This window comes from Flavobacterium sp. GQ95 (assembly GCF_059758655.1).
In genome coordinates, this window is the sequence record NZ_JCAXEB010000003.1 from 289,673 (window position 1) to 313,462 (window position 23,790).

Annotated in this window: 24 protein-coding genes; all 24 read left to right on the forward strand. The window is 29.2% G+C overall.

Features of this window, described 5'->3' with window-relative positions; genetic code table 11:
* Nucleotide 1: 1 nt before the first annotated feature.
* Nucleotides 2-1,237, forward strand: a complete 1,236-nt coding sequence (locus AC6CH4_RS08555) for a polysaccharide biosynthesis protein (RefSeq protein WP_498102015.1) — start codon at nucleotides 2-4, stop codon at nucleotides 1,235-1,237.
* Nucleotides 1,238-1,310: 73 nt separating this feature from the next.
* Nucleotides 1,311-2,438, forward strand: coding sequence for a hypothetical protein (locus AC6CH4_RS08560; RefSeq protein ID WP_498102017.1), 1,128 nt, complete (start codon nucleotides 1,311-1,313; stop codon nucleotides 2,436-2,438).
* A gap of 17 nt (nucleotides 2,439-2,455) precedes the next feature.
* Nucleotides 2,456-3,058 (forward strand): acyltransferase, encoded by a 603-nt coding sequence (locus AC6CH4_RS08565; RefSeq protein WP_498102019.1) that lies wholly within the window; start codon nucleotides 2,456-2,458, stop codon nucleotides 3,056-3,058.
* Nucleotides 3,059-4,123, forward strand: coding sequence for a WaaS/CpsH family glycosyltransferase (locus AC6CH4_RS08570; RefSeq protein WP_498102021.1), 1,065 nt, complete (start codon nucleotides 3,059-3,061; stop codon nucleotides 4,121-4,123).
* 151 nt (nucleotides 4,124-4,274) lie between these two features.
* Complete coding sequence (locus tag AC6CH4_RS08575; RefSeq protein WP_498102023.1) at nucleotides 4,275-4,976, forward strand: glycosyltransferase family 2 protein; 702 nt, start codon at nucleotides 4,275-4,277, stop codon at nucleotides 4,974-4,976.
* Between the two features lie 44 nt (nucleotides 4,977-5,020).
* Entirely contained in the window at nucleotides 5,021-5,575 is a 555-nt protein-coding gene (locus AC6CH4_RS08580) for an LbetaH domain-containing protein (RefSeq protein WP_498102025.1), read from the forward strand.
* 7 nt (nucleotides 5,576-5,582) lie between these two features.
* Nucleotides 5,583-6,716 (forward strand): NAD-dependent epimerase/dehydratase family protein, encoded by a 1,134-nt coding sequence (locus AC6CH4_RS08585; RefSeq protein ID WP_498102027.1) that lies wholly within the window; start codon nucleotides 5,583-5,585, stop codon nucleotides 6,714-6,716.
* Complete coding sequence (locus tag AC6CH4_RS08590) at nucleotides 6,713-7,753, forward strand: WaaS/CpsH family glycosyltransferase (RefSeq protein WP_498102029.1); 1,041 nt, start codon at nucleotides 6,713-6,715, stop codon at nucleotides 7,751-7,753. Before AC6CH4_RS08585 ends, AC6CH4_RS08590 begins: the two co-directional genes overlap by 4 nt.
* A gap of 4 nt (nucleotides 7,754-7,757) precedes the next feature.
* Nucleotides 7,758-8,723 (forward strand): MraY family glycosyltransferase, encoded by a 966-nt coding sequence (locus tag AC6CH4_RS08595; protein ID WP_498102031.1) that lies wholly within the window; start codon nucleotides 7,758-7,760, stop codon nucleotides 8,721-8,723.
* The gene (locus tag AC6CH4_RS08600) at nucleotides 8,720-9,145 is read left to right on the forward strand and encodes a WxcM-like domain-containing protein (RefSeq protein ID WP_498102033.1); all 426 of its coding nucleotides are present in this window, start codon (nucleotides 8,720-8,722) and stop codon (nucleotides 9,143-9,145) included. Before AC6CH4_RS08595 ends, AC6CH4_RS08600 begins: the two co-directional genes overlap by 4 nt.
* Nucleotides 9,138-10,277 carry a DegT/DnrJ/EryC1/StrS family aminotransferase gene (locus AC6CH4_RS08605; RefSeq protein ID WP_498102035.1) on the forward strand — a complete coding sequence of 380 codons (1,140 nt, stop codon included), beginning with the start codon at nucleotides 9,138-9,140 and terminating at the stop codon, nucleotides 10,275-10,277. Before AC6CH4_RS08600 ends, AC6CH4_RS08605 begins: the two co-directional genes overlap by 8 nt.
* A 26-nt stretch (nucleotides 10,278-10,303) precedes the next feature.
* Complete coding sequence (rfbC, locus tag AC6CH4_RS08610) at nucleotides 10,304-10,852, forward strand: dTDP-4-dehydrorhamnose 3,5-epimerase (RefSeq protein WP_498102037.1); 549 nt, start codon at nucleotides 10,304-10,306, stop codon at nucleotides 10,850-10,852.
* Nucleotides 10,852-11,697 carry a dTDP-4-dehydrorhamnose reductase gene (rfbD, locus tag AC6CH4_RS08615; RefSeq protein ID WP_498102039.1) on the forward strand — a complete coding sequence of 282 codons (846 nt, stop codon included), beginning with the start codon at nucleotides 10,852-10,854 and terminating at the stop codon, nucleotides 11,695-11,697. Before rfbC ends, rfbD begins: the two co-directional genes overlap by 1 nt.
* A 70-nt stretch (nucleotides 11,698-11,767) precedes the next feature.
* Nucleotides 11,768-12,652, forward strand: coding sequence for a glucose-1-phosphate thymidylyltransferase RfbA (gene rfbA / locus AC6CH4_RS08620; protein ID WP_498102041.1), 885 nt, complete (start codon nucleotides 11,768-11,770; stop codon nucleotides 12,650-12,652).
* Between the two features lie 84 nt (nucleotides 12,653-12,736).
* Complete coding sequence (locus tag AC6CH4_RS08625) at nucleotides 12,737-14,704, forward strand: polysaccharide biosynthesis protein (RefSeq protein WP_192187126.1); 1,968 nt, start codon at nucleotides 12,737-12,739, stop codon at nucleotides 14,702-14,704.
* A 198-nt stretch (nucleotides 14,705-14,902) separates the two neighbouring features.
* On the forward strand, nucleotides 14,903-15,769 hold the full coding sequence (locus AC6CH4_RS08630) for an ABC transporter permease (protein ID WP_498102043.1): 867 nt from the start codon (nucleotides 14,903-14,905) through the stop codon (nucleotides 15,767-15,769).
* Nucleotides 15,770-15,833: 64 nt separating this feature from the next.
* Nucleotides 15,834-17,102: an ABC transporter ATP-binding protein gene (locus AC6CH4_RS08635; protein ID WP_498102045.1), complete on the forward strand. Its 1,269-nt coding sequence runs from the start codon at nucleotides 15,834-15,836 to the stop codon at nucleotides 17,100-17,102.
* Nucleotides 17,103-17,111: 9 nt separating this feature from the next.
* Nucleotides 17,112-17,810: a WbqC family protein gene (locus tag AC6CH4_RS08640; RefSeq protein WP_498102047.1), complete on the forward strand. Its 699-nt coding sequence runs from the start codon at nucleotides 17,112-17,114 to the stop codon at nucleotides 17,808-17,810.
* Nucleotides 17,803-18,417: a methyltransferase domain-containing protein gene (locus AC6CH4_RS08645; protein WP_498102049.1), complete on the forward strand. Its 615-nt coding sequence runs from the start codon at nucleotides 17,803-17,805 to the stop codon at nucleotides 18,415-18,417. The genes AC6CH4_RS08640 and AC6CH4_RS08645 overlap by 8 nt, the downstream gene beginning before the upstream one ends.
* The gene (locus AC6CH4_RS08650; protein WP_498102051.1) at nucleotides 18,414-19,079 is read left to right on the forward strand and encodes an acetyltransferase; all 666 of its coding nucleotides are present in this window, start codon (nucleotides 18,414-18,416) and stop codon (nucleotides 19,077-19,079) included. The genes AC6CH4_RS08645 and AC6CH4_RS08650 overlap by 4 nt, the downstream gene beginning before the upstream one ends.
* Before the next feature lies 1 nt (nucleotide 19,080).
* Nucleotides 19,081-19,887: a phytanoyl-CoA dioxygenase family protein gene (locus AC6CH4_RS08655; protein ID WP_498102053.1), complete on the forward strand. Its 807-nt coding sequence runs from the start codon at nucleotides 19,081-19,083 to the stop codon at nucleotides 19,885-19,887.
* Nucleotides 19,888-19,893: 6 nt separating this feature from the next.
* Nucleotides 19,894-21,009, forward strand: a complete 1,116-nt coding sequence (locus tag AC6CH4_RS08660; protein ID WP_498102055.1) for a class I SAM-dependent methyltransferase — start codon at nucleotides 19,894-19,896, stop codon at nucleotides 21,007-21,009.
* Nucleotides 21,010-21,014: 5 nt separating this feature from the next.
* Nucleotides 21,015-21,914 (forward strand): glycoside hydrolase family protein, encoded by a 900-nt coding sequence (locus AC6CH4_RS08665; protein ID WP_498102057.1) that lies wholly within the window; start codon nucleotides 21,015-21,017, stop codon nucleotides 21,912-21,914.
* On the forward strand, nucleotides 21,915-23,789 hold the full coding sequence (locus AC6CH4_RS08670) for a thiol-disulfide oxidoreductase DCC family protein (protein ID WP_498102059.1): 1,875 nt from the start codon (nucleotides 21,915-21,917) through the stop codon (nucleotides 23,787-23,789).
* Nucleotide 23,790: the final 1 nt, after the last annotated feature.

A 23,790-nucleotide genomic window follows, 5' to 3' on the forward strand; every position in this document is an offset into this window, starting at 1 on the left:
AATGAAAGAATATTTTGAACGTTATGGTTTCTTAGGAATTACTCTTCTCAATTCAGCTGTTACTTTTTTAAAAAGTTATCTCTTTATGGATTTTTTAGATAAGGAGCAATTGGGTTATATTGCATTATTTCAGTCTATGATAATGCTTGTGAATTTTCTGCAGATTGGAGTAATATATGGTGGTTATCGACTTATTTCTTTCTCAATTAATAGACATCGTAAAGTAAATGATGCAGTAGTTACCTATTTTGCAGTCGTGTTTGTTGTGGCAATAATAGTTTTGCTTATATCTAATATTTTTATTCCTTTAAATTGGTTTTGGATTGGAGGTTTTCTAATAGGTTTATTAGCAATATGGAATAATTGGATTTCTAATATGCATATTGCTTTAGGGAGAACAACAAAATTAAGTGTAATAATGTTAATTAGCTTAGCATTATCTTTTATTGCAACGCCTCTTTTATACATAAACCCCTTAATTGGAGCTGTCACATTGATCGCTCTACAGCCTATTTTTTTTATCGTGTTATCTTATTTATCGAATAAAGATTTTGGATTTCGTTTCAAATTACAGAATTTGGTTTATTTAAGGTTGACAATTAAACTAGGCTTTATTCCCTTTCTTACAGGGATACTACACTATATAAATCTACAGGTTGAAAGGTGGGTCATAGGATTTGATTTGGGAGTTAAAGCTTTAGGAGAGTATTACCTTGTTTTTGTCTACGTTGGTCTATTTACAATAATTCCTAGCGCTTTGGGGACATTTAATTTTCCTATTTTCATGAAGGTTTTAAGTAATCCAACTAATAAAGGACAAACTTTTTATGGAATTTTTAAGATCTATTACCTTGAGCTTATAATATATCTTTTGGCAATGACTTTTGGGACATTTTATATAATGCCTTGGATAATAAATTTAATATTACCTGTACATAATACAGGTGTGAAATATGTACACATTGTGTTTTTTGGGTTATTATTTTTCACTTTAATCGATCCAATTAGTTTTGTAATTAATGCCAAATTACATTACAAAGCTTTAATAATGATTTATTTGATTAGTGTAGCATTGTCTTTATCTGCATATTGCTTCATCTATTTTAATAAAATAGGATCATTATTAAATTATTCTTATGTAAACGTTTTGTTTTATTCTTCAATATCAATAAGTTATCTAGTTTATTTTTTTGTTCTTGGTAAAAAGTCATTAAAAAATGTTGAATATTCTAAGTAATTAAAGAAAAGTGATACAAAAAATAAATTCAATATTACTCCTTTTGTTTCTTATCAGTTTTGGTTCCATATATATGTTTTTATTTGGAGGTGAATTTGTAATAGTAACAATGCTTTTTTTTGCAATTGTATCACTTGTTTTACAAAAAAAATATAATAAAAAAATATTAAGAAACTTTACTATTTCCTTGTCTGTAGTTACTAGTCTTCTAATATTTAATTGGGTTATTACTGGATTTAGCTTTGCTTATGTTGAATATCCAAAATATATTTTAAGGGTTTTGGCAGTAAATTTATCAATGCTTGCTTTGTATAACGTTAAAGAGGTTACTTATAAAGATTTAGAGTGGCTTCTTAAATTAGTTGTCATACATGCGACTTTAAATTTTGTTTTTGGTTTCTTATTGAGTCCTCTTTTTATATTTGTTAGTTCTTCTGAAGGTTTTCAAACATCTACACTAGGATATGTTTTTTTTTATATGGCTAATGTAAATGTTGCAGGGATAGATATATATCGCAATCAAAGTTTTTTTTGGGAGCCAGGAGTACTTGGATTTATACTAAATATTTATCTGTTTATTTTATTATTTAGGGAAAATATCCAGAAACTGAAGGGATATCTTATTCCGCTTATTTGTTTTCTTATTTTAACGACATTTTCAACGACGGGATTAGGATTGATGGTTATTCAATTTGTTTTTTATTTCTTTAAAGGTAAAATTTCTGTTAAAAAAGTGGCATTAAGCTTGGTTTCTATACTTTTAATAATGCCAATTTTTATCCATAATCTTCAAGAAAAGAAAACAGGGTCGGGAGAGAAGTCATATGTTATGAGATACTATGATTCTCTTATAGCTTTAGATATTACTTATAATAATCCTCTATTTGGAGTGGGTTTATCATCATTAAGATATAATCTAGAACAAACAAAATATCCGAGATTTTCTGAAAGCGATTTAGAAGAAGGTAAACCATCAACAAATTCAATACTAAGCACGTTTGCTTCATTTGGAATACCAATAACATTATTGATTCTCTTTGGACTTTATAGACAACAGATTATTCCTTTTAATCGGAAAATGATTTTCGGAATGTTTTTGATACTATTAGCTTCAGAACCACTTATATTGAGTTCTTTTTTTATACTTTTTATTTGCTCTTCATTTTATGTTACAGAGGAAGACAGAACAATCTTCCCCTAAATAGTAAATTAATTCAAATGATTAAAATAACAAGATTATTAGCACTCTTTAAAATTCTTTTTTTTTATAAATTAATATTTAAATCAATAGGTAGTTTATCGGTAATTAAATCTACACTTCTTATTCAAGGCCCAAAAAATATAATTATTGGCAATAAAGTTTATATTGCTTATAAAAGTTGGCTGGCAGCTGTTCCGATATTTCCTAACTCAGAAGTAGAATTAATTATTGGCGATGGTTGTGCCTTGGGGAATTTTAATCATATATATGCTACAAATAGTATTGTATTTGGGAAAAATGTTTTAACTGCTGATAAAGTATACATTTCTGATAACCTACATTGTTATGAAGATATTAATACCCCCATTCTTAAACAAGGAATTAAACAACTGAGCAAAGTTCTTATAGACGATGGAGTATGGATTGGGGAGAATGCTTGCATTATTGGGGCAAGTATTGGTAAAAATAGTGTTATTGGTGCTAATTCCACGGTAACAAAAAATATCCCTGATTATTGCGTAGCAGTTGGAAGCCCCGCTTCTATAATTAAACGTTATTGTTTTGAAACACATCAGTGGAAAAAAACAGATAAGAACGGTCAATTTTTAGATACAAACTAAATGCAAAAAATAGATTTAAAAGGTAAACGAATACTTTTTTTAGGACAAGTATTTTATGACTATCATGTCAAAATATTAAATGCTTTACAAAAAGAGGGTGCAGAGGTAGTTTTTGTACCTAACAAGTTTCATGGTACATCAAATGTTCTGCCATTAGATTTCGTAGGTCAGTTAAGAAAACTCTTTATTCCAATTAGTAAAAGAAAGTACAAAGACTTTATTCTTTCAAAAATTAAAGATGAGAAGTTTGATTACTTATTTTGTATTGGGGGTTTTTCAGTTACAACTGAGCTAATAGAGGGTATACGTAATCTTAATCCTCAAATTAAAACTATTATTTATTTTTGGGATTCATTTAAGACGTGGAATTATTTAAATGTTATCAATTATTTTGATGTTGTATTTTCATTTGATCCTGAAGATGCTCAACAACATAACAAAATTGAATATTTGCCTTTGTTTTATACGGAAGAGTATGAGTCAGATATTTCAGTTAAAAAAGATTTAGATATTTTATATGTTGGCTCAGTCAGTTATGTATCAAGTAATCGCTTGGCGATATTAAAAAAAATTGATGAATTTTCGAAGCAACACAATCTAAAAATTTTCATTTGGGCTTACGATGCAGAGTCAGAAAGAGGGAAGTTAGGAAAAGTTCAGTCGTTTTTCAAAAAAATTTTTATTCGTGACTTTAATGATTATATTAAAATGTTAAAAGATTCTTCAATTTCGTTTGTTAAAACTGAAACTTTAAAAAGAGATGAAATTGTTAGTCTAATGAAAAGAGCTAAATGTGTAGTTGATATTCCTATCCCAGACCAAAAAGGTTTAACTATTAGAACAATTGAAACTTTAGCACTTAATAATAAATTATTGACAACAAATAAAGGAATCGTAAATGAATCCTTTTTTGATGAAAAATTTATAATTACCATGACGGAATCGGAATTTGAAATAGATCCGATATTTATTAATAAATCTCAAAATGGAAGATTAAACATTTCTCATCTACAGTTAAGGGAGTGGCTGCTCGGAATGTTTGAGAATGCAGATAAATCTAATTAATATTTGATTGATGACGAATCAATTTATTTAACATGTATTGATGAGACTAAGTTGTTTGTAGTGTATTGTAATTTTATACGTGGGATATTTATTTAGGAATTTTAAATCAATGTATTCATTTTGAATATAATATTGAAAAATAAGTGTTATTATGAAAATTAGTGTTTGCATGGCGGTATATAATGGTGCCAACTATATTAAAATGCAATTAGATTCTATACTTCCTCAAATTGGAATACATGATGAATTAATCATTTCAGATGATAATTCTACTGATAATACCCTTGAGATAATATCGAATTATAATGATAATAGAATTTTGATTTTTACAAATGAAAATGAGAAAGGATATTCTAAAAACTTTGAAAATGCTATTTCAAAATCTACAGGGGATATTATATTTATATCGGATCAAGATGATGTTTGGTTGGATAATAAAGTAGCAATAATGTTAAAAGCATTGGAAAAAAGTAGTTTAGCTGTTCATGACGCTAGTATTGTAGACGATAGCCTTAATTTAGTTAGCAAGTCTCATTTTGAATTGTTCAATGTTAAATCAGGTTTTTTAAATAATTTTTTAAAAACAAGATATATTGGTGCTTGTATGGCTTTTAAAAGAGAGGTTTTGAAAAAGGCTTTTCCACTTCCTGAAAATCAAAAACTTTGTGCTTATGATTATTGGTTGACTTTAGTGGCGGAATATTATTACAGTGTTGAACTTGTTAAGGAGCCACTAATCAAATACAGAAGACACTTCAGTAATGCATCCACAGGAGGACAAAAGAGTACCAATTCATTGATGAAAAAAATAAGTGTGAGAATGTATTGTCTATTTTATTTACTTAAACGATAATGAATAGTTTATTTAAAAGATACTCGCTTTTTCAACTGATAACCATGAGCTTTAATGTAATTAGAACTAAATTTCTATTTAAAGAAGCTCGAATGATAAGATTTCCCTTTGATGTAAGAGGTAAGAAATATATTTCTATAGAAAAGGGCTTTACAACGGGAGTAGGTTGTAGATTAGAAGCATATCCAATTAATACGAATAATGTCCTTTTTATTGGAGAAAATGTTCAGATAAACGATTATGTTCATATTACAGCAATGGAAAAAGTTTCTATTGGTAATAATGTATTACTAGCAAGTAAAATTTATATTTCAGATTGTTCCCATGGGAGCTATTCTGGTGATAGTAATGACAGTAATCCAAAAATTAACCCATCTGATCGACCCCTTTTTTCTTCTCCTGTAATCATTAAAAATAATGTTTGGATAGGAGAGTCAGTTTCTGTCTTACCAGGAGTAATAATCGGTGAAGGAACTATAGTGGGTGCAAATTCAGTAGTTACTAAAAGCTTACCTGATTTCGTAATAGCAGTGGGAATTCCTGCAAAGCCAATCAAAAAATTTAATTTTCAATCTCAGAAATGGGAAAAATATTTATAAATAAGTTATGAAAAACATATTAATTACTGGAGGAGCTGGTTTTATTGGAAGTAACCTGGCATTAAAACTTATAGAAAAAGGACACAAAATTACAGTTTTGGATAATCTTTCAAAGCAAATACACGGTGAAAATCCTGAAATTACTTCTCCATTGTTTAAAAGTATAAAAGATAAAGTTACCTTCATTGAAGGCACTGTTACCTCAAGAGAACATTGGGCAAAAGCCTTGGAAAATCAAAATGTAGTGGTCCATTTTGCTGCAGAGACTGGAACTGGGCAATCTATGTATTGTATCGAAAAATATACTGAGGTAAATATTCAGGGTACTGCTATAATGCTCGATATACTAGCCAATAGCGAAAATTCAGTTGAAAAAGTTGTTATTGCATCTTCTCGTTCGATTTATGGTGAAGGAAAGTATAATCATCCAAAACTTGGAGTTGTATATCCAACGCATAGAAAAGAAGATGACATGCTAGCAGGGAATTTTGAACTTACTTTTGCTGATGATGAAGTACTTGAATTGTTAGCTACAGATGAAGATTCTAAAATCCATCCTTCTTCTGTTTATGGGATTACCAAGCAAAATCAAGAACAAATGATAATGACTGTTTGCCCAACAATAGGAATTGCACCAGTAGGGTTTAGATATCAAAATGTTTATGGCCCGGGACAATCATTATCAAATCCCTATACAGGTATTTTGTCTATTTTTTCTACGCAAATTAGAAATAATAATCCAATTCAAATTTTTGAAGATGGAAAAGAAACCAGAGATTTTGTATTTATAGATGATGTTGTTGACGCGACAATCCTTGGGATTGAGAAAGATGAAGCAAATGGACAGGTTTTTAATGTAGGAACTGGCGTTGCAACTGATGTTCTTGAAGTAGCAAATTCATTAATAAAAGCCTATGATATTGATGTTCCAGTAACCATTACTGGAAGATTTAGATTAGGAGATATTCGCCATAATTATGCTGATTTGACCAAAATAAAAGATAGTTTAGGGTTTGAACCTAAAGTTTTCTTTAAGGAAGGAATTCAGCGATTTTCTTCTTGGGTATTGGAACAAGAGATTCAAGAAGATAAGTTAAGTAAATCACTAGAAGAAATGAAGAAAAAAGGTCTTTTAAAATGATAATTGAAGAAGTACTTAAAGATAAAAAAGTATTATTTTTTTCTGTTCAGACTTTTAACCTTGAAAAAGCAATAAAAAAAAAAATAGAAGAATTAGGAGCAGATGTTGATTACTATGATGAGCGACCTTCAAACAATAACTTTACCAAAGGAATTATCAGGCTAAAAAGAAGTTTGCTACAGGTAAAAATAAATAAATATTATAATGACATTTTATCTTCAATAGCAGATAAAAACTATGATTTTTTATTTGTTAATAAGGGGGAAGTTATTCCTGAGTTCTTTTTACAGGAATTCCAAAAAAAGCAGCCCAACTGCCAATGTATTTTCTATACGTGGGATTCTTTTTCAAATAATAAAAATGCTCTAACTATTTTAAAGTATTTTCATAAAAAATTTTCATTTGATTCGAACGATGCTATTACTTATGGTTTAGAATTTAGACCACTTTTTTATTTAGATTTTTATAAAAAGATCAATGTACTTTCAAATGTAGATATAGAAAATGATTTACTTTTTTTAGGAACTGCCCATTCTGACAGATATAGAATTAGCAATAATATTGCAAATTGGTGCACTCAAAATAAATTGAAATCATTCTGTTATTATTATATGCAGGGAAGATTGGTCTATTTTTATAAAAAGATGTTTGATACAACGTTTAAAGAATTTAATTATAAAAAATTGAGTTTTGAAAGTTTAAATACAAAGGATTTGTTCGAGCTGTATCAAAAATCAAAAGTTATTTTAGATATTAATCACCCCGGACAGACAGGTCTTACAATGCGTACTTTTGAAACTATAGGAGCTAGGAGAAAGATGATTACTACCAATAGCGAAATTCAAAAGTATAAATTTTATAACCCTAATAATATTCTTATCATAGATCGTGAAGATATAGTGTTAAGTAAAGAGTTTTTTGAAACTGACTATGTAGGTGTTAATGAGGATTTATATGAACGAATGTCTTTAAAAGGTTGGTTGTCCTGTTTGTTTGCAAAAAGTGAACCAGATAATTGGATACAAGGAATTAAGTAAAATAATGGAATATACAATACTAGGATTTTTTTTAATGATATTAATGTTACTTTACTTTAAAGTGGCTGATCATTTCAATATTATAGATAAACCCAATCTAAGAAGTTCACATACAGAAATAACATTAAGGGGGGGCGGAATCATTTTTTGGTTTTCTTCTCTTATGTATTTTGTCCAGCATATCCAAAATAATTATTTTTTCTTTACAGGAATTACTTTAGTTAGTTTGGTCAGTTTTTGGGATGATATTCAAAGCTTGTCAAATAAAATCAGAATTTCAATTCATTTTTTATCGATTACCTTAATTTTTTATGATTTAGGATTGTTTGATTTAGTCCCCATTTGGGGAATTTTAATAACTTATGTTATTGCAATTGGATTAATCAATGCTTACAATTTCATGGATGGTATAAATGGTATTACAGGCCTTTATACTTTAGTAGTAATGGGTTCTCTTTTGTATGTCAATACCAATATTCAATGGTTTACTGATGGTTCTTTTATTATATATGGAATGATTGCAAGTTTGGTCTTTCTGTTTTTTAATTATAGAAAAAAAGCAAAATGTTTTGCTGGCGACGTTGGGAGTATTGCAATTGCTTTTTGGATTATTTATTTAGTTTTGAAACTTATTTTAATAACTAGTTCTTTAATCTGGCTGCTGTTTTTAGCTATATATGGAATAGATGCTGTTTGTACAATTATGCACAGATTATATTTGAAGCAAAATATTTTTGAAGCGCATCGTTTGCATTTATATCAGGTTTTAAGTAACGAATACAAAATCCAGCATAGATTAGTTTCTCTTTATTATGCCTTAGCCCAGTTAGTAATTTCCGTTGTAATTATTTTTTTATATCAGAAAATTGAAGACCTATTTTTGTTTATGATTATCATTGCACCCTTACTTTTGATTTATACATTGAAATTTTATTTGTTAAATAAGAGCAATTTAAAATTAAACATATGAATCCGAAAATAATTCAAGGGGAAAATTTCTCTGATCATCGCGGTACAATTTCTTATGTAAATGATTTTAGTTTTGAAGAAATTGAAAGATTTTATATTATTAGTAATTCTGTCGAGAATCCGATTCGCGCTTGGCAAGGCCATAAATTAGATGCTAAATTTTTTTATTGTCTTACAGGATCTTTTAAAATTCATTTTGTAAAAATTGATAATTGGGAAAATCCTTCAAAAGATCTAGTTATCGAGACGGTTCTTATGTCAGAATTTGACAGTAAAATAATTCATATTCCTGCAGGATATGCAAATGCTGTGGAATCTTTAGAAAGTAACTCAAAATTAATGTCATTTTCTACTTTACCTTTATCAGATGTTCGTAATGATGATGTTCGTTATCCTTCAGACTATTGGAATATAAATGGATAACAAAAGAATTTATTTATCATTATCTCAACAAAGTGGCTTTGAGCAAGAATATGTTCAGAAGGCATTAGATACAAATTGGATAACTTCTGGCGGACCAAATGTGGATGAGTTTGAAAATGAAATTCAAAATTATTATAATAAAGAATCATTTGTAACAGCACTAAATTCTGGAACATCAGCCATTCATTTAGCATTAATTTTACTAGGAGTTAAATCTGGTGATGAAGTTATTTGTCAAACTATGACATTTTCCGCTTCAGCCAATCCAATTTTGTACCAAGGAGCAAAACCTATTTTTGTTGATAGCGAGATTGAAACCTGGAATATTTGTCCTGAATATCTGGAAAAAGCGATAAAAGACAGGATTAAAAAAGGTAAAAAGCCCAAGGCGATCATCGCTGTTCATTTATATGGCAATCCGTATAAGGTTGATGAGATTCATGCCGTTGCAGATCGATATAACATTCCAATTATTGAAGATGCTGCTGAGGCTTTTGGAAGTTATTATAAAGGAAAAAAATGCGGGAATTTCGGTGATTTTGGTATACTGTCTTTTAATGGAAATAAAATAATTACAACTTCAAGTGGAGGAGCATTAATTTCAAAATATGAAGATTTAAAAAGAAAAGCAATTTTTTACGCTACCCAGTCAAAAGATAATGCAGTTCATTATGAGCATAGTGAAATTGGATATAATTATAGAATGAGTAATATCTGTGCAGGTATTGGACTTGGGCAAATAAAAGTCCTGGATGCGAATGTTGAAGCGAGGCGAAAAAATCATTTTTTTTATAAAGATATTTTTCAATTAGTGAATAATGCTGAGCTTTTCGAAGTTTTGACGGAAGATTATTTTTCAAATTATTGGTTAAATACCATTTTAATTGAGCCAAGTTTTAGAAATAATAAAACAAAAGAAGATTTAAGATTGACTTTTGAAAAAGCAAACATAGAAACCCGCCCACTTTGGAAGCCAATGCATCTACAGCCAATTTTTGAAAAATATCCATATTATGGGGATAAAGTTGCTGAAAATTTATTCGAAAAAGGGTTATGTTTGCCATCAGGATCAAATTTAAGTATTGAGGATAAAAATAGAATTAAAGAAATAATTGTCAATTTCTTTAAATAATAAACATTTAAGAATTATAGTATAATATGAAAATTGAAAAAACATTTATAAAAGATTTGGTTGTTGTAGAACCAACAGTTTTTGGAGATGAAAGAGGTTATTTTTTTGAAGCCTACAGCAAAACAAAATTTACCGATTTAGGCATCGATATTGAATTTGTACAAGACAATCAATCCTTTTCAAAGAAAGGGACTTTAAGAGGCTTGCATTATCAGAATCCACCTTTTGCACAAACTAAATTAGTTCGCGTCTTGGAAGGTGAAATTATTGATGTTGCGGTAGATTTGAGAAAAGATTCTCCTACTTATGGAAAATCATTTAGCATTTTATTATCTGCTGAGAATAAAAAACAATTATTAGTTCCACAAGGTTTTGCTCATGGTTTTTCAGTTGTCAGTGAAACGGCTTCAGTAATGTACAAATGTGATCAGTTTTATAATAAGGCTTCTGAAGGCGGTATTAAATTTGATGATCCATCATTAAATATTGATTGGGGGATGAATTTAGACGAAGCAATAGTTTCTGAAAAAGATCAAATTCTTCCTCATATTGGAAATTGTAATAGTTTATTTTAATGAAAAAGATACTTGTAACGGGTGCTAATGGACAATTGGGATCTGAATTAGAAGTTTTATCATCTCAATATCCAAAGTATGAATGGATTTTTGCAGATCGAACAAAAATAACTTTAGATGATTTAAGTCTTGTTAATATTCAATTAAAAGAAATTCAGCCAGATATAATTTTCAATTGCGGTGCCTATACTGCTGTTGATAAAGCAGAATCGGAAAAAGAATTGGCGTTTAAAATAAATCATCTGGCTGTTGAATTAATTGCAAAATATGCAGCAAAAGATAATGTGAAATTAATCCATATTTCCACTGACTATGTTTTTGACGGATCATCTTCCGTGGCATTAAATGAAGAAGCAAAGACGAATCCCATAAATGTTTATGGAGAAAGTAAAAGAGCTGGTGAAATTGCCTGTTTAAAAGAAAATCCAGATTCAATTATTATAAGGACCTCGTGGGTATATAGTAAATTTGGAAATAATTTTGTTAAAACCATGCAGCGATTAATGCAGGAAAGAGATTCGATCAATGTTGTAAATGATCAAATTGGCTCGCCAACTTATGCGGCAGATTTGGCTCATGCAATGATTACTATTTTAGAATCTTCAAATTGGATCCCAGGAATTTACAATTATTCAAACGAAGGTGAAATAAGCTGGTATGAATTTGCGTTGGCTATTAAAGAATTTGGAGATTATGGGTGTAAGGTTGGAGGAATTCCATCAGCATCTTATCCAACTCCGGCAAAACGTCCAGAGTTTTCATTATTAGATAAGAAAAAAATTAAAGAGGTTTATAATTTAGATATTCCAAATTATAAAGAAAGTTTGAGAAAAATATTTATATAAAAAAATTGGCATGAAGATTTAGGTTCCTAGTTTAGGAAATCTAAAATCTAAAATCTAAAATTTAAAACAAATGAAAGGAATTATATTAGCCGGAGGTTCTGGCACCCGTTTACATCCTTTAACACTTGCAATGAGCAAGCAAATGATGCCCGTTTATGATAAACCAATGATTTATTATCCATTGTCTACTTTGATGATGGCCGGTATCAATGAAATTTTAATTATTTCTACTCCACATGATTTGCCAAATTTTAAGAAATTATTAGGTGACGGATCTACTCTGGGATGTAAATTTAGTTATGCGGAACAAGCTATCCCTAATGGTTTGGCACAAGCATTCGTAATTGGTGAAGAATTTATTGGAAATGATGATGTTGCTTTGATATTGGGAGATAATATATTTTTTGGATCAAATATGCAGGAATTATTAAAATCAAATACAAAGCCACAAGGCGGAGTTGTTTTTGCTTATCATGTTTCAGATCCTGAAAGATATGGTGTTGTAGAGTTTGATGAAAATCTTAAAGCTATTTCTATTGAAGAGAAACCAGAAGAGCCTAAATCAAGTTATGCTGTGCCAGGGCTATATTTTTATGATAATTCGGTTGTAGAAATAGCAAAAAATATTAAACCAAGTGCACGTGGTGAATATGAAATTACTGATGTTAATAAAGTATATTTAGAAAATGAAGCCTTGAAAGTTGGTATTTTAAGCAGAGGAACTGCCTGGCTAGACACAGGAACTTTTAATAGCCTGATGCAGGCAGGGCAATTTGTTCAGGTTTTAGAGGAGAGACAAGGTTTGAAAGTTGGTTGTATTGAAGAAATTGCCTGGAGACAAGGGTTCATAAATGATGAACAACTGGAAGGGCTCGCATTACCTTTAGTGAAATCAGGATATGGATCATATTTAATAGAATTTCTAAAGCAAAAGCGAAAAGGTGTTAAATTTTAATTTGCTTATAGAAATAATTTTTTTAAACCTTTAATTTGTATTTTTGTAAGAGATACATATTTTGCAGAATCAAAATCAACCCAATTGAATACAGATAAACAGACCAAAGTAGCCGATTTGTTGCATAATTCGTTCTCTCCAAGGAATCTGAGGGCGCATATTAATAACCTCAGTTATTTGCCTAGGTGGATAATTGTTGCTATAGACGTAATGGTTCTGGCATTTTCTTTTACTTTTACATATATGCTGTTTGAAGGCACAGCATTAGGATATATTATTACTTCACATGATTTCTATTTTGTAGGCAGTCTATTAATTGTAAATATCTTTTTCTTTTGGTTATTTAGAACCTATTCTGGAATCATTAGGCACTCTTCATATATTGATGCTATAAAGTTGCTATTTTCCCAAATGTCTGTTTTGGTGTTTTTCTTATTTTTTAATCTCGTTTTTGAATTATATACTGGGCATAAAGCATTTTTAAATACGGCACTTTTTATCAATTTAGTTTTGTCGTTCTGTGGCTTGTTTTTATATCGTGTAATCGTAAAGCAAACTTTTGAATTATATTTTTCAGAAAAAGCAAGTACAAAACTTATTAGAACAGTGATTTATGGAACTGATGCTAATGCCATTTCGGTAGCAAATGCATTGAAATTCGAAACGCCATCCCGATTTAAGATTGTTGGATTTGTAGATAAAAACAACCAAAATGCTTCAAAGCGAATGCTGGATCTGCCTATTTTGATTCTCCGAAAAAAACTGCCAGCCTTAATGCGTTCAGTAGCTGCAGAAGGTGTAATTATAGCTGATAAAAGTTTATCTAAAGAAGAACAATTAATAATTGTTGATCAATGTTTAGAATTTAATTATAGAGTATATACTGTTCCGTTAATTTCAGATTGGGAAAATCAAAAAGAAATTTCTCAGAAAGTAAAAAATATTCAAATTGAAGATTTATTAGAAAGAAAACCTATTGTCTTAGATAGCAAGTCAATTTCTAAACAATTAAAAGATAAAACAATTCTTATTACCGGAGCGGCAGGATCTATTGGAAGTGAAATAGTAAGACAAGTTCTCGGGTTTAATCCTAAAGTTGTAATTATTTTAGATCATGCCGAAACCCCATTGCATAATTTATGTTTAGAAACTTACGCGATGAATTCTGAAACTAAAATAGTTGCAGTTGTTGCTGATGTCAGGAGTAAAAAAGCATTAGAAAAAGTATTTAAAAACTACAATCCTCATGTTGTTTTTCATGCCGCCGCTTATAAACACGTTCCTTTAATGGAAGAAAACCCTTCGCAGGCAATCCTGACTAATATAAAAGGAACAAAGAATTTAGCTGACTTATCATGTAAATACCATGTAAAGAAATTTGTGATGGTTTCAACCGATAAGGCTGTGAATCCTAGTAATGTTATGGGCGCCAGTAAACGAATTGCTGAGAAGTACGTTCAATCTCTTTTCCTAAAAAATCAACGTGAAAATAATGGAGGAGCTACAAAATTTATTACAACCCGTTTTGGAAATGTTTTAGGTTCAAACGGATCTGTTGTTCCATTGTTTACGAAACAAATTGCCGAAGGCGGACCAGTTACCATAACCCATCAGGATATTATTCGTTATTTTATGACAATCCCTGAAGCTTGTCAACTGGTTTTAGAAGCTGGTGCAATGGGTAATGGAGGCGAAATTTATATCTTCGACATGGGTAAGCCAGTGAAAATTATTGATTTGGCTAAGAAAATGATAAAATTAGCAGGTTTTATTCCCGACAAGGAAATAAAAATAAAAATAGTAGGTTTACGACCAGGCGAGAAACTTTATGAAGAATTATTAAATGATACTTCTAAAACATTACCAACTTACCATAATAAAATCATGATAGCACAAGAAATTCAGGATGAATATGAAAATTTGCATACAGAAGTTGATGAACTTATTGGTATTGCAGATTTCTATGATAATGATGACATTGTAGCTAAAATGAAAAAAATAGTCCCTGAATTTAAAAGTATGAATTCTGCTTTTGAAGTTTTGGATAAATAAATGGAGTTATAATTTAATTAAAATAAATGATAGTAAAAGGTGTTTTGTAAAAGCGCCTTTTTGCTTTTTTAGGGTTTTTTAAACGACTAAAAATCTGGTTAATTGGCAATATCGTGATGTTTCTTTAGAATTTTAGTACGAAGAATAAAATATTAATTATAAATATCATATTACAAGTTAAATTGTAAGTAATAAAGCATGAATACTACTAATAATACAAATGATTGGTTGTTTGAAATAACACCGAAAAATAAATTCTTTTCATTAAATTTTAAAGAGGTTTGGCAATATCGAGATTTATTATTTCTTTTTGTAAAACGAGACGTTATTACTGTTTATAAGCAAACAATTTTAGGACCTTTATGGTATTTAATCCAACCTTTATTTACCTCTATAACTTTTACCATAATTTTTAACAATGTTGCCGGAATTAGTACGGGTAATGTTCCTCCATTTTTGTTCAATTTGGCAGGAATAACCGTCTGGAATTATTTTACGGCTTGTCTAAATGGAACTTCAGATACTTTTAAGGGTAATGCAAGTGTTTTTGGTAAAGTTTACTTTCCCAGAATTATCACGCCTTTATCAGTTGTGATTTCTAATTTAATTAAATTCGGAATTCAGTTTTTTATATTTATAGTTTTTTATTGCTTTTATTATACACAAGGCGCGGATTTAAGTTTAAACAGCAATGTAGTGTTTTTCCCTGTTTTAATTGCTATTATGGGAATTCTAGGTCTAGGTCTGGGAATGTTAATTTCTTCAATGGTGACTAAATATCGTGATTTTAGTAATTTAATTGGATTTGGTATACAGTTGTTAATGTACCTTTCAGCAGTAATGTATCCTATGGAATTAATCAAAGAAAAAATACCACAATATGGCTGGCTTGTTGATTATAATCCTTTAGCATACATCATACAGACTTCTCGGTATATGCTTTTAAACGTTGGAGAAATTTCGTATTTAGGTTTAGGATATACATTACTATTCACAATATCTGTATTTTTTATTGGACTTTTGGTTTTTAACAAAACTGAAAAAAGTTTTATTGATACAGTTTAATCAAAATATTTTACGAGATTGAAAAATTCAAATGATTTGGTACTTATAATATTTAAAATTTAAATTGAAAAAAGATATAATATTAAAAGCAGAAAATATTTCTAAACAGTATCGTTTAGGAGTGGTTGGAACAGGAACTTTAGCTCATGACATAAATCGTTGGTGGTATGAAATAAGAGGTAAAGAAAATCCATACTTAAAATTAGGAGAAACTAATGATCGTTCTACCGAAGGAACCTCTGATTATGTTTGGGCTTTACAGGATATTAATTTTGAAGTGGAAAGGGGTGAAGTCTTAGGAATAATTGGTAAAAATGGTGCAGGTAAATCTACACTTCTAAAAATTCTTTCAAAAGTAACAGCTCCAACCACTGGAATTATAAAATATAAGGGAAGAATAGCATCTCTTCTTGAAGTAGGGACTGGCTTTCACGGAGAAATGACCGGGCGTGAAAATATTTTTTTAAATGGAGCTATTCTCGGTATGACTAAAAAAGAAATTGCATCAAAACTTGATGAAATTATTGAATTTTCTGGCTGCCAACGTTATATAGATACTCCAGTGAAACGTTATAGTAGTGGAATGACTGTTCGTTTGGCTTTTGCTGTTGCAGCTTTTCTCGAACCTGAAATTTTGATAATCGATGAGGTTTTGGCCGTTGGTGATGCAGAGTTTCAGAAAAAGGCTATTGGTAAAATGCAGGATATCTCTAGAGGAGAAGGGAGAACTGTTTTATTTGTGAGTCATAATATGGCAGCAGTAGAAACATTGTGTACACGAGTTATTAGTATGAAAAACGGAAGTATTGATGGAGTTGGAGATCCTACTAAGATTATATCAGATTATTTGCAAAGCAACTCTTTTTCAGAGCGTTTAATATCTTTCGATTCAATTGATATTGCTAAAGGGAATAAAAATATTAAAATTATGTATGGTGCAATAGAGAATGCATCATCTGAAAATACAACTGATATTATTGATGTGACTTCAGAAATTGACTTCAGATTAAAAATTATTAACCAAACAAATCAATCGAGAATAGCTATAGGATACGATTTGTTAACGATCAAGGGTGATGTTATCTTTGGTTCTGGAGGTAAATTTGAATGTCCTATTAATGAAATTACAAATGTCTCCTGTCGAATTCCATCCAATTTTTTGAATGATGATGTTTATCAAATATATTGTTACTTTCATACTAATGAAATGAAAGAGTTGTTTAGTGACGAAGAATTATTGACTTTTGAAGTTAAAGATATTAAGAGAGAATCAGGTTATTTAGGCAAAGTTAATGGAATGCTTAGACCTTTATTATCTTGGACTATCAAATAGTGATTTAACATGAAAAAAATTGTAATCACTCAATCCAATTATATTCCTTGGAAAGGTTATTTTGATGCTATTGCTTTAGCAGATGAATTTGTAATATATGATGATATGCAGTTTACTCGACGAGATTGGAGAAATAGAAATATTATTAGGACGGATAATGGCAATAAATGGCTAACAATTCCTGTTGAAGTAAAAGGTAAATATTTTCAAAAAATAAATGAAACTAAAGTTTCAGATAAAAATTGGAATATAGATCATTGGAATAGTCTTAAAAATAATTATAGCAGGTCTAAAAATTTCAGTGATTATAAAGATTTTTTTGAAGAATTGTATCTAAATTCGACATCATTATATCTAACAGAGATAAATTTTAGATTTATCTCTGCAATTTGCGAAATATTAAAAATAAAATCAAACATTCGCTTTTCTTCTGAATTTGAACTGAAAGAAGAGCGTTCAGAACGTCTAGCAGATATTTGTTTAAATTTGAATGGTACAGATTATTATTCAGGACCTGCAGCTAAAGCATATATGGATGAAAGAATTTTTGATCAAGTTGGTCTAAAAATTCATTATTTCGATTACTCAGGCTATCCTGAATACAAACAATTACATGATCCGTTTGAACATTATGTTTCTGTTTTAGATCTGATTTTTTGCGAAGGAAAAAATGCTGTTAATTTTTTTAAAATTGCTGGAAATGAATGAAATACATAATCAAATAAGTGAATATTATGCATCTAAAATTAAAGAATTTGGACCAATTCCTCAAGGTGTAGATTGGAATTCTGCTGAATCGCAGGAATTACGATTTGAGGTATTGTCAAATTTAATTCAAGAACAGGAACATTTTTCAATTCTTGATTTTGGTTGTGGATTCGGTTCGATGTTTGCGTATTTTAATGCTAAATATAATTCATTCGAATATATTGGATTTGATGTAGCTGAAGAAATGATTATTGCCGCATTAAATAAATTTCCCAAACAAGAAAATGCTAAATGGACAACTAGTCTCCCGACGGGAAAAACAGATTATGTTATTGCAAGCGGGATATTTAATGTAAAACTTGAAAATTCAGACGAGGATTGGCTAAATTACATTCTGGAAACATTAAAAAAAATTGATGAATATAGTATTAAAGGATTTTCTTTTAATGTTTTGACGACATATTCAGATGCTGCATACATGAAAGATTATTTATATTATGCGGATCCTTCATTATTGTTCGATTATTGTAAAAAGAATTTTTCTAAAAATGTCGCATTATTACACGATTATAATCTTTACGAATTTTCAATAATTGTTAGAAAATGAAAACAAAAAAAGTAGTCATATTTGGAACGGGAGATATCGCTCAGTTGGCAAAATATTATTTTGATATTGATTCAGCATATGAAGTCGTCGGTTTTACTGTTGATAAAGATTATTGCTTATCTCCAACTTTTGAAAATCTGCCAGTAGTTCCTTTTGAGGATGTTGTAAAATATTTTTCTTCTGATGAGTTTGAAATGTTTATTGCTTTAAGTTATGCTAAAATGAACAAACTAAGAGAAATAAAATATTTTAAAGCTAAAGAAATGAATTATAAAATTGCTTCTTATGTTAGTTCACATTGCAGCTATCTTTCTCAATTTTCTCCTGGTGAAAATGCTTTTATTCTTGAAGATAATACGATTCAGCCTTATGTGAAAATTGGTGATAATGTTACTTTATGGAGTGGAAATCATATAGGGCATCATTCTGTAATTAAAAACCATAATTTTATTAGCTCACATGTAGTAATATCAGGACATTGCGTTATTGAACCTAATTGTTTTATTGGTGTTAATGCTACTATTGGACATCAAGTAACAATAGCCAACGAAACTCTTGTAGCCGCTGGAGCAGTGATTACAAAAAATACAGAAGAAGCTTCTGTTTATTTACCAGCCAGATCAATAAAATTTGATAAAAAAAGCAGTTCAATAAAACTTTAATATGAATACTGAAAAATCATACGGAGTCAGTAAGCAAACTATACTTCAAAGTTCGCTTGATTTACACATTGAAGAACTCCAAATAAATGGATTTTCGATATTAGAAAATGTATTGAATTCTGTTGAATTATCTAACTGTAGAGTGAAACTTGATTCTATTTACGAAAAACAAAAAGAACAATTTAGTGAAGAGAAACTAAAAAAGATTAATGAGCAAAATTTAGTAAGGTGCCCTTTAGTTTATGATGATTTTTTTTTAAATATTGCTACTAATACTAGAGTTCTTGAAATCATAAAAAAAATGATTGGTGATTATTTTATTTTGCATCTTCAAAATGGGATAATAAATATGCCAAAGGAAGAACATCATCAAAGTTCATGGCACCGTGATTTGCCATATCAAAATTTTACTATTTCGAAACCACTTGCAATAGGTGCTTTGTACTGTGTTGATGATTTTACTAATGAATCGGGAGGAACATTTGTTTTGCCGTATTCTCATAAAGTAGACGCAATTCCATCAAGTCAATATGTCGAAAAATATAGTAAACAAATAATTGCAAAAGCAGGTTCAGTAATTTTATTCGATTCTATGCTCTTTCATAAAGCGGGATATAATTCTTCTGATTTTATTAGAAGGGCGATTAATAATGTATATGTTGTCCCGATTTTAAAACAGCAAATCAATCTCTACAAAGCTTTAAATGGAAAATATTCTGATGATGAATATCTGTCAAAATTTTTAGGTTACCATTCAAATAGCCCAGATAACGATATTGAATGGAGAAATGATAAACTTAACAGATAAGAAAATATGAATATCAATTGTTATGTTTGCGATAATATTTTTTTTAAACCAATTCTTAAGACAATACCTTCTATGTCCTCTGATGGACAAACTGTAGACATAGAAATTCTTAAAGAAGAATGTCAAAATTGCGGTACTGTCCGTTCTTCTGACACATCCTTTTTAAGTGATTTTTATAATAATTTTTATAAGCTCAATATAGAAAATACTGATCCGCGATATATTTATAATGGAGTTGATATGCTTAAAAGCGAAATGCATTTTGAGTGGATTGAAAAATTAGCTGGTGAAAGCATAAAAGATGCTGATAGTATTATTGAAATCGGCTGTGGTAGTGGGAATTTATTAAATTTATTTGATGTTAAAAATAAATATGGGGTAGAACCAAGTATCGAAGCTGCTAAACATGCTAATAAAATTGCCAACGTACGTAATATTAGTTACGAAGACATATCAGATCAGGAAAAGTACGATCTGATTTTATCTACATGTGTGATTGAGCATACAATTGACCCAAATGATTTTCTTATAAAAAATAGGAATATTGCTAAAGAAGATAGTTTAGTAATAATTGGCTTGCCGATACAAGACTCAGAGAGTTTTGATGTTTATTTCTTGGATCATTTACATCATTTTACAACGAATCAATTTATATATCTATGTCAAAAAAATGGATTTGAAGTTGAAAAATACGAAGTGGGTTATAAATGTATGACAACAATAGGTTATTTCTTTTTGCGAAAACGAATTTCTAGTTCCAATATATTAATGTATGAAAAAAATAAAAATTTTTATACATCATCCAATTGGATATCCAATTTAAATACATACTTGGAAAATAAAAAAGAAAAAAATATTATCGCTTTTGGATATGGCGAAACATCTTTTTTCTTTCAGACCTATATGCATCTAAATTCATATATAAGTTATTATATAGATGATGTAAAGGCAGGAACAGTTGAGAATGTAATTAGTGTTGAAGATGCAATTCAATCAAATATATTAAAAAATAGTATTTTAATCTTACTTGCCAATCCTCATTATCACGAGTTTTTGAAGAAAAAGTTTGAGGTAGTTGATTTTCTTGAATTTTATTCTCCATTCACAAATGTTATTAGTTAAATGGTATGAAATGGAATAAGTTAGGTCAAATATTTAAAGTATCAAGTAGTTGTGACGAAATTGTTTCTCATGCTTCTAATCCACTTGCAATTCATCTTTATAATGATGTATTTAGAATATTTTACAGTGCAAGAAATGTTTTAAATAAATCCTCAATATCTTTTGTTGATATAGATGTAATTACTTTAGAAAATATCAATAATCCAGATGAAGTTGTTTTTTCTTACGGTCATGAAGAAAGTTTTTATTCTCATGGAGTCAGTATTGGAAATTGTTATTTTGGAAAAAATAAACATTATATACTTTTTATGGGATGGCAACTTAAAGATGGTGAACATTGGAGGGGAGATGTTGGGAGATTAGAACTGATTGATAAAAAAAACTTATTATTAAATCCAATTGGCCCCTTTATGGGAGTAGATGAAGAAGACAAAATAAGTTTATCATATCCTTGGGTAATGTTTCATGAAGGTATTTACAAAATGTGGTATGGATCGACAATAGATTGGACTTCAGAAAATGGAGAAATGATACATATTATTAAATATGCGACATCAATTGATGGAGAGAGTTGGAAAAAACATGGTATTGCGATACCATATGAAATAGGGATTGCTCAAGCGTTTTCGAAACCGTCGGTCGTAATCGATGACAAGGGTTATCATATGTGGTATTCGTATCGAAGCGGGGATGGGACAAAATACAAAATAGGATATTCTCATAGTGTAGACGGAATTCATTGGGAACGAAGACATAATGATGTTGGTATTGATGTCTCAAAAAAAGGTTGGGATTCAGAAATGATATGTTATCCTTTTATTTTTGAGCATAAAAACGACAGATATATGCTTTATAATGGCAATGAATATGGAAAGACAGGATTTGGAATCGCAAAACTTAAATAAATGATATTAAAAATTATCGATTTTTTTATTTCTAAAACATTCTTAAATGCAAATTATGTAGGAGAAAATGAGTTTAAAAAAATTTCAATTTTAAGAATTTTAACAGGTATAATTATTTTTTTTCGTTTTTATGAGATTTTTGCTTCACATATTCTTATTTATGGCTTTAGTAGGATTTCGGTAATTTTTTTAATTACCTTACTTGCGATACTGTTATTTACAATCGGATTTTTAACTCCATTAATAAACATTCTTCTAATAATTGGACTGCCAATTCTAGACTCTATTTTATCTACAAAAACACTTGGGACTACTATATTGATTAATTTGTTGGTTGTTTTTTTATTAACAAATTCAGGTCTGTATTTTTCGATAGATAACTTGTTATTAAAAAAAAATAGTTTTTTTTCTAAATTGCTTTTTAAAAGTTATACATTCATTGGTATTCCTAATAGCTTAGGAATAAGAAGAGCTTATTTTTTGGGTTTTATTCTATATGCTATTAGTAGCTTATTTGCGTTGTTTCTTCATATTCAAGATCCTTATTGGATTGAAGGAGTTACTATAAAATCAATGCTTTCAAATAGTTTTTTATGTAAATATGCGCTTAATTTTAGGCATTTAGAGTTCTTTTTTCCTAAAATATTTGATATTGTTAGTATTGTTGGCATTATTTTACAATCTGTATTTCAAATTTTAATGATCCCTTTAGTTTTCTTTAAAACGGGAAAAAAATATGTTAAATTTTGGGGATTCATTTTTTTTACAATATCGTTGTCTTTTTTATCTTTATCTTATTTGCCACATATAGAATTAATTTTATGGATTATAATCTTTTGTCCTTTACAATCGCCAACTAGAAGAATAAGAATATTATTTGATGATAAATGCAATTTTTGTAACAAGTCCATATCTTTATTAAGATGGACAAACATTAATAATATATATGAATTTTTACCAATTTCTAAGAATTCCAATATCTATGAAAGATATTCACTCAGTGAGATAGAAATTAAAACTTATATGGCAGGTTTTTATGAGGAACAACTTTTAAAAGGATATGACTTATATATGGTTATTGTCAAAAAGAATCCTCTTTTATTCTTTTTGTATCCATTATTTTGGTTAGGGAAAATAACCGGAATAGGGGAGTATTTATATAAATTAATTGCTCAAAATAGATATAAGTTCTTAGGTACATGTGAACTTCATTTTAATAATGAATTTGGATCTAAAGATCATATCTTGAAGGGCAGTATTAAAAATGATACCCATTTTATTAAATTTATTTACTCATTCTATTTCATATGTATCTTTTTGTTTATTGTGGTAAACAATTCCAAATACAATAGAATATTTGGATCCCGAGATTCAGTTGTTTTATTCAAAGAATCCTATACTGCTTTTTGTAAAAATATTGGAATTGAGGCCCCTCAAGTTTTTAATAATATTGATTTATCGATGGGAGATAATTTCATGACAATTAAAAAATTAAAAAATAATAAATGGGAATTAATTCCATATACGGGAATAAATGGGGAGCGATTAAATTATTTAAATTTTGATATTTTACTTTTTGCAAACCACAATTCAGATTTGCTTTATTTCGGAAATTCCTTGATGTATCGAAGAATGTTAATTTCACAGATTAATAATGTTGAAGAATTTCATAATAATGGATATGGTAAAAATCAAATAGATTTTTGGTTAAAGTATGATTATATTAAAACTAAAGAAATAGGGAATGTTAAGTATCGTATTGAAATATTTACAAGTCAATCTTCAAAGGTTAAGTTGTTTGAATATAATAGTAATAGACATAACTTAAAAAGAATATTTGAAAGAATAATAGTGTTTAATGGACAAACTTACTAAT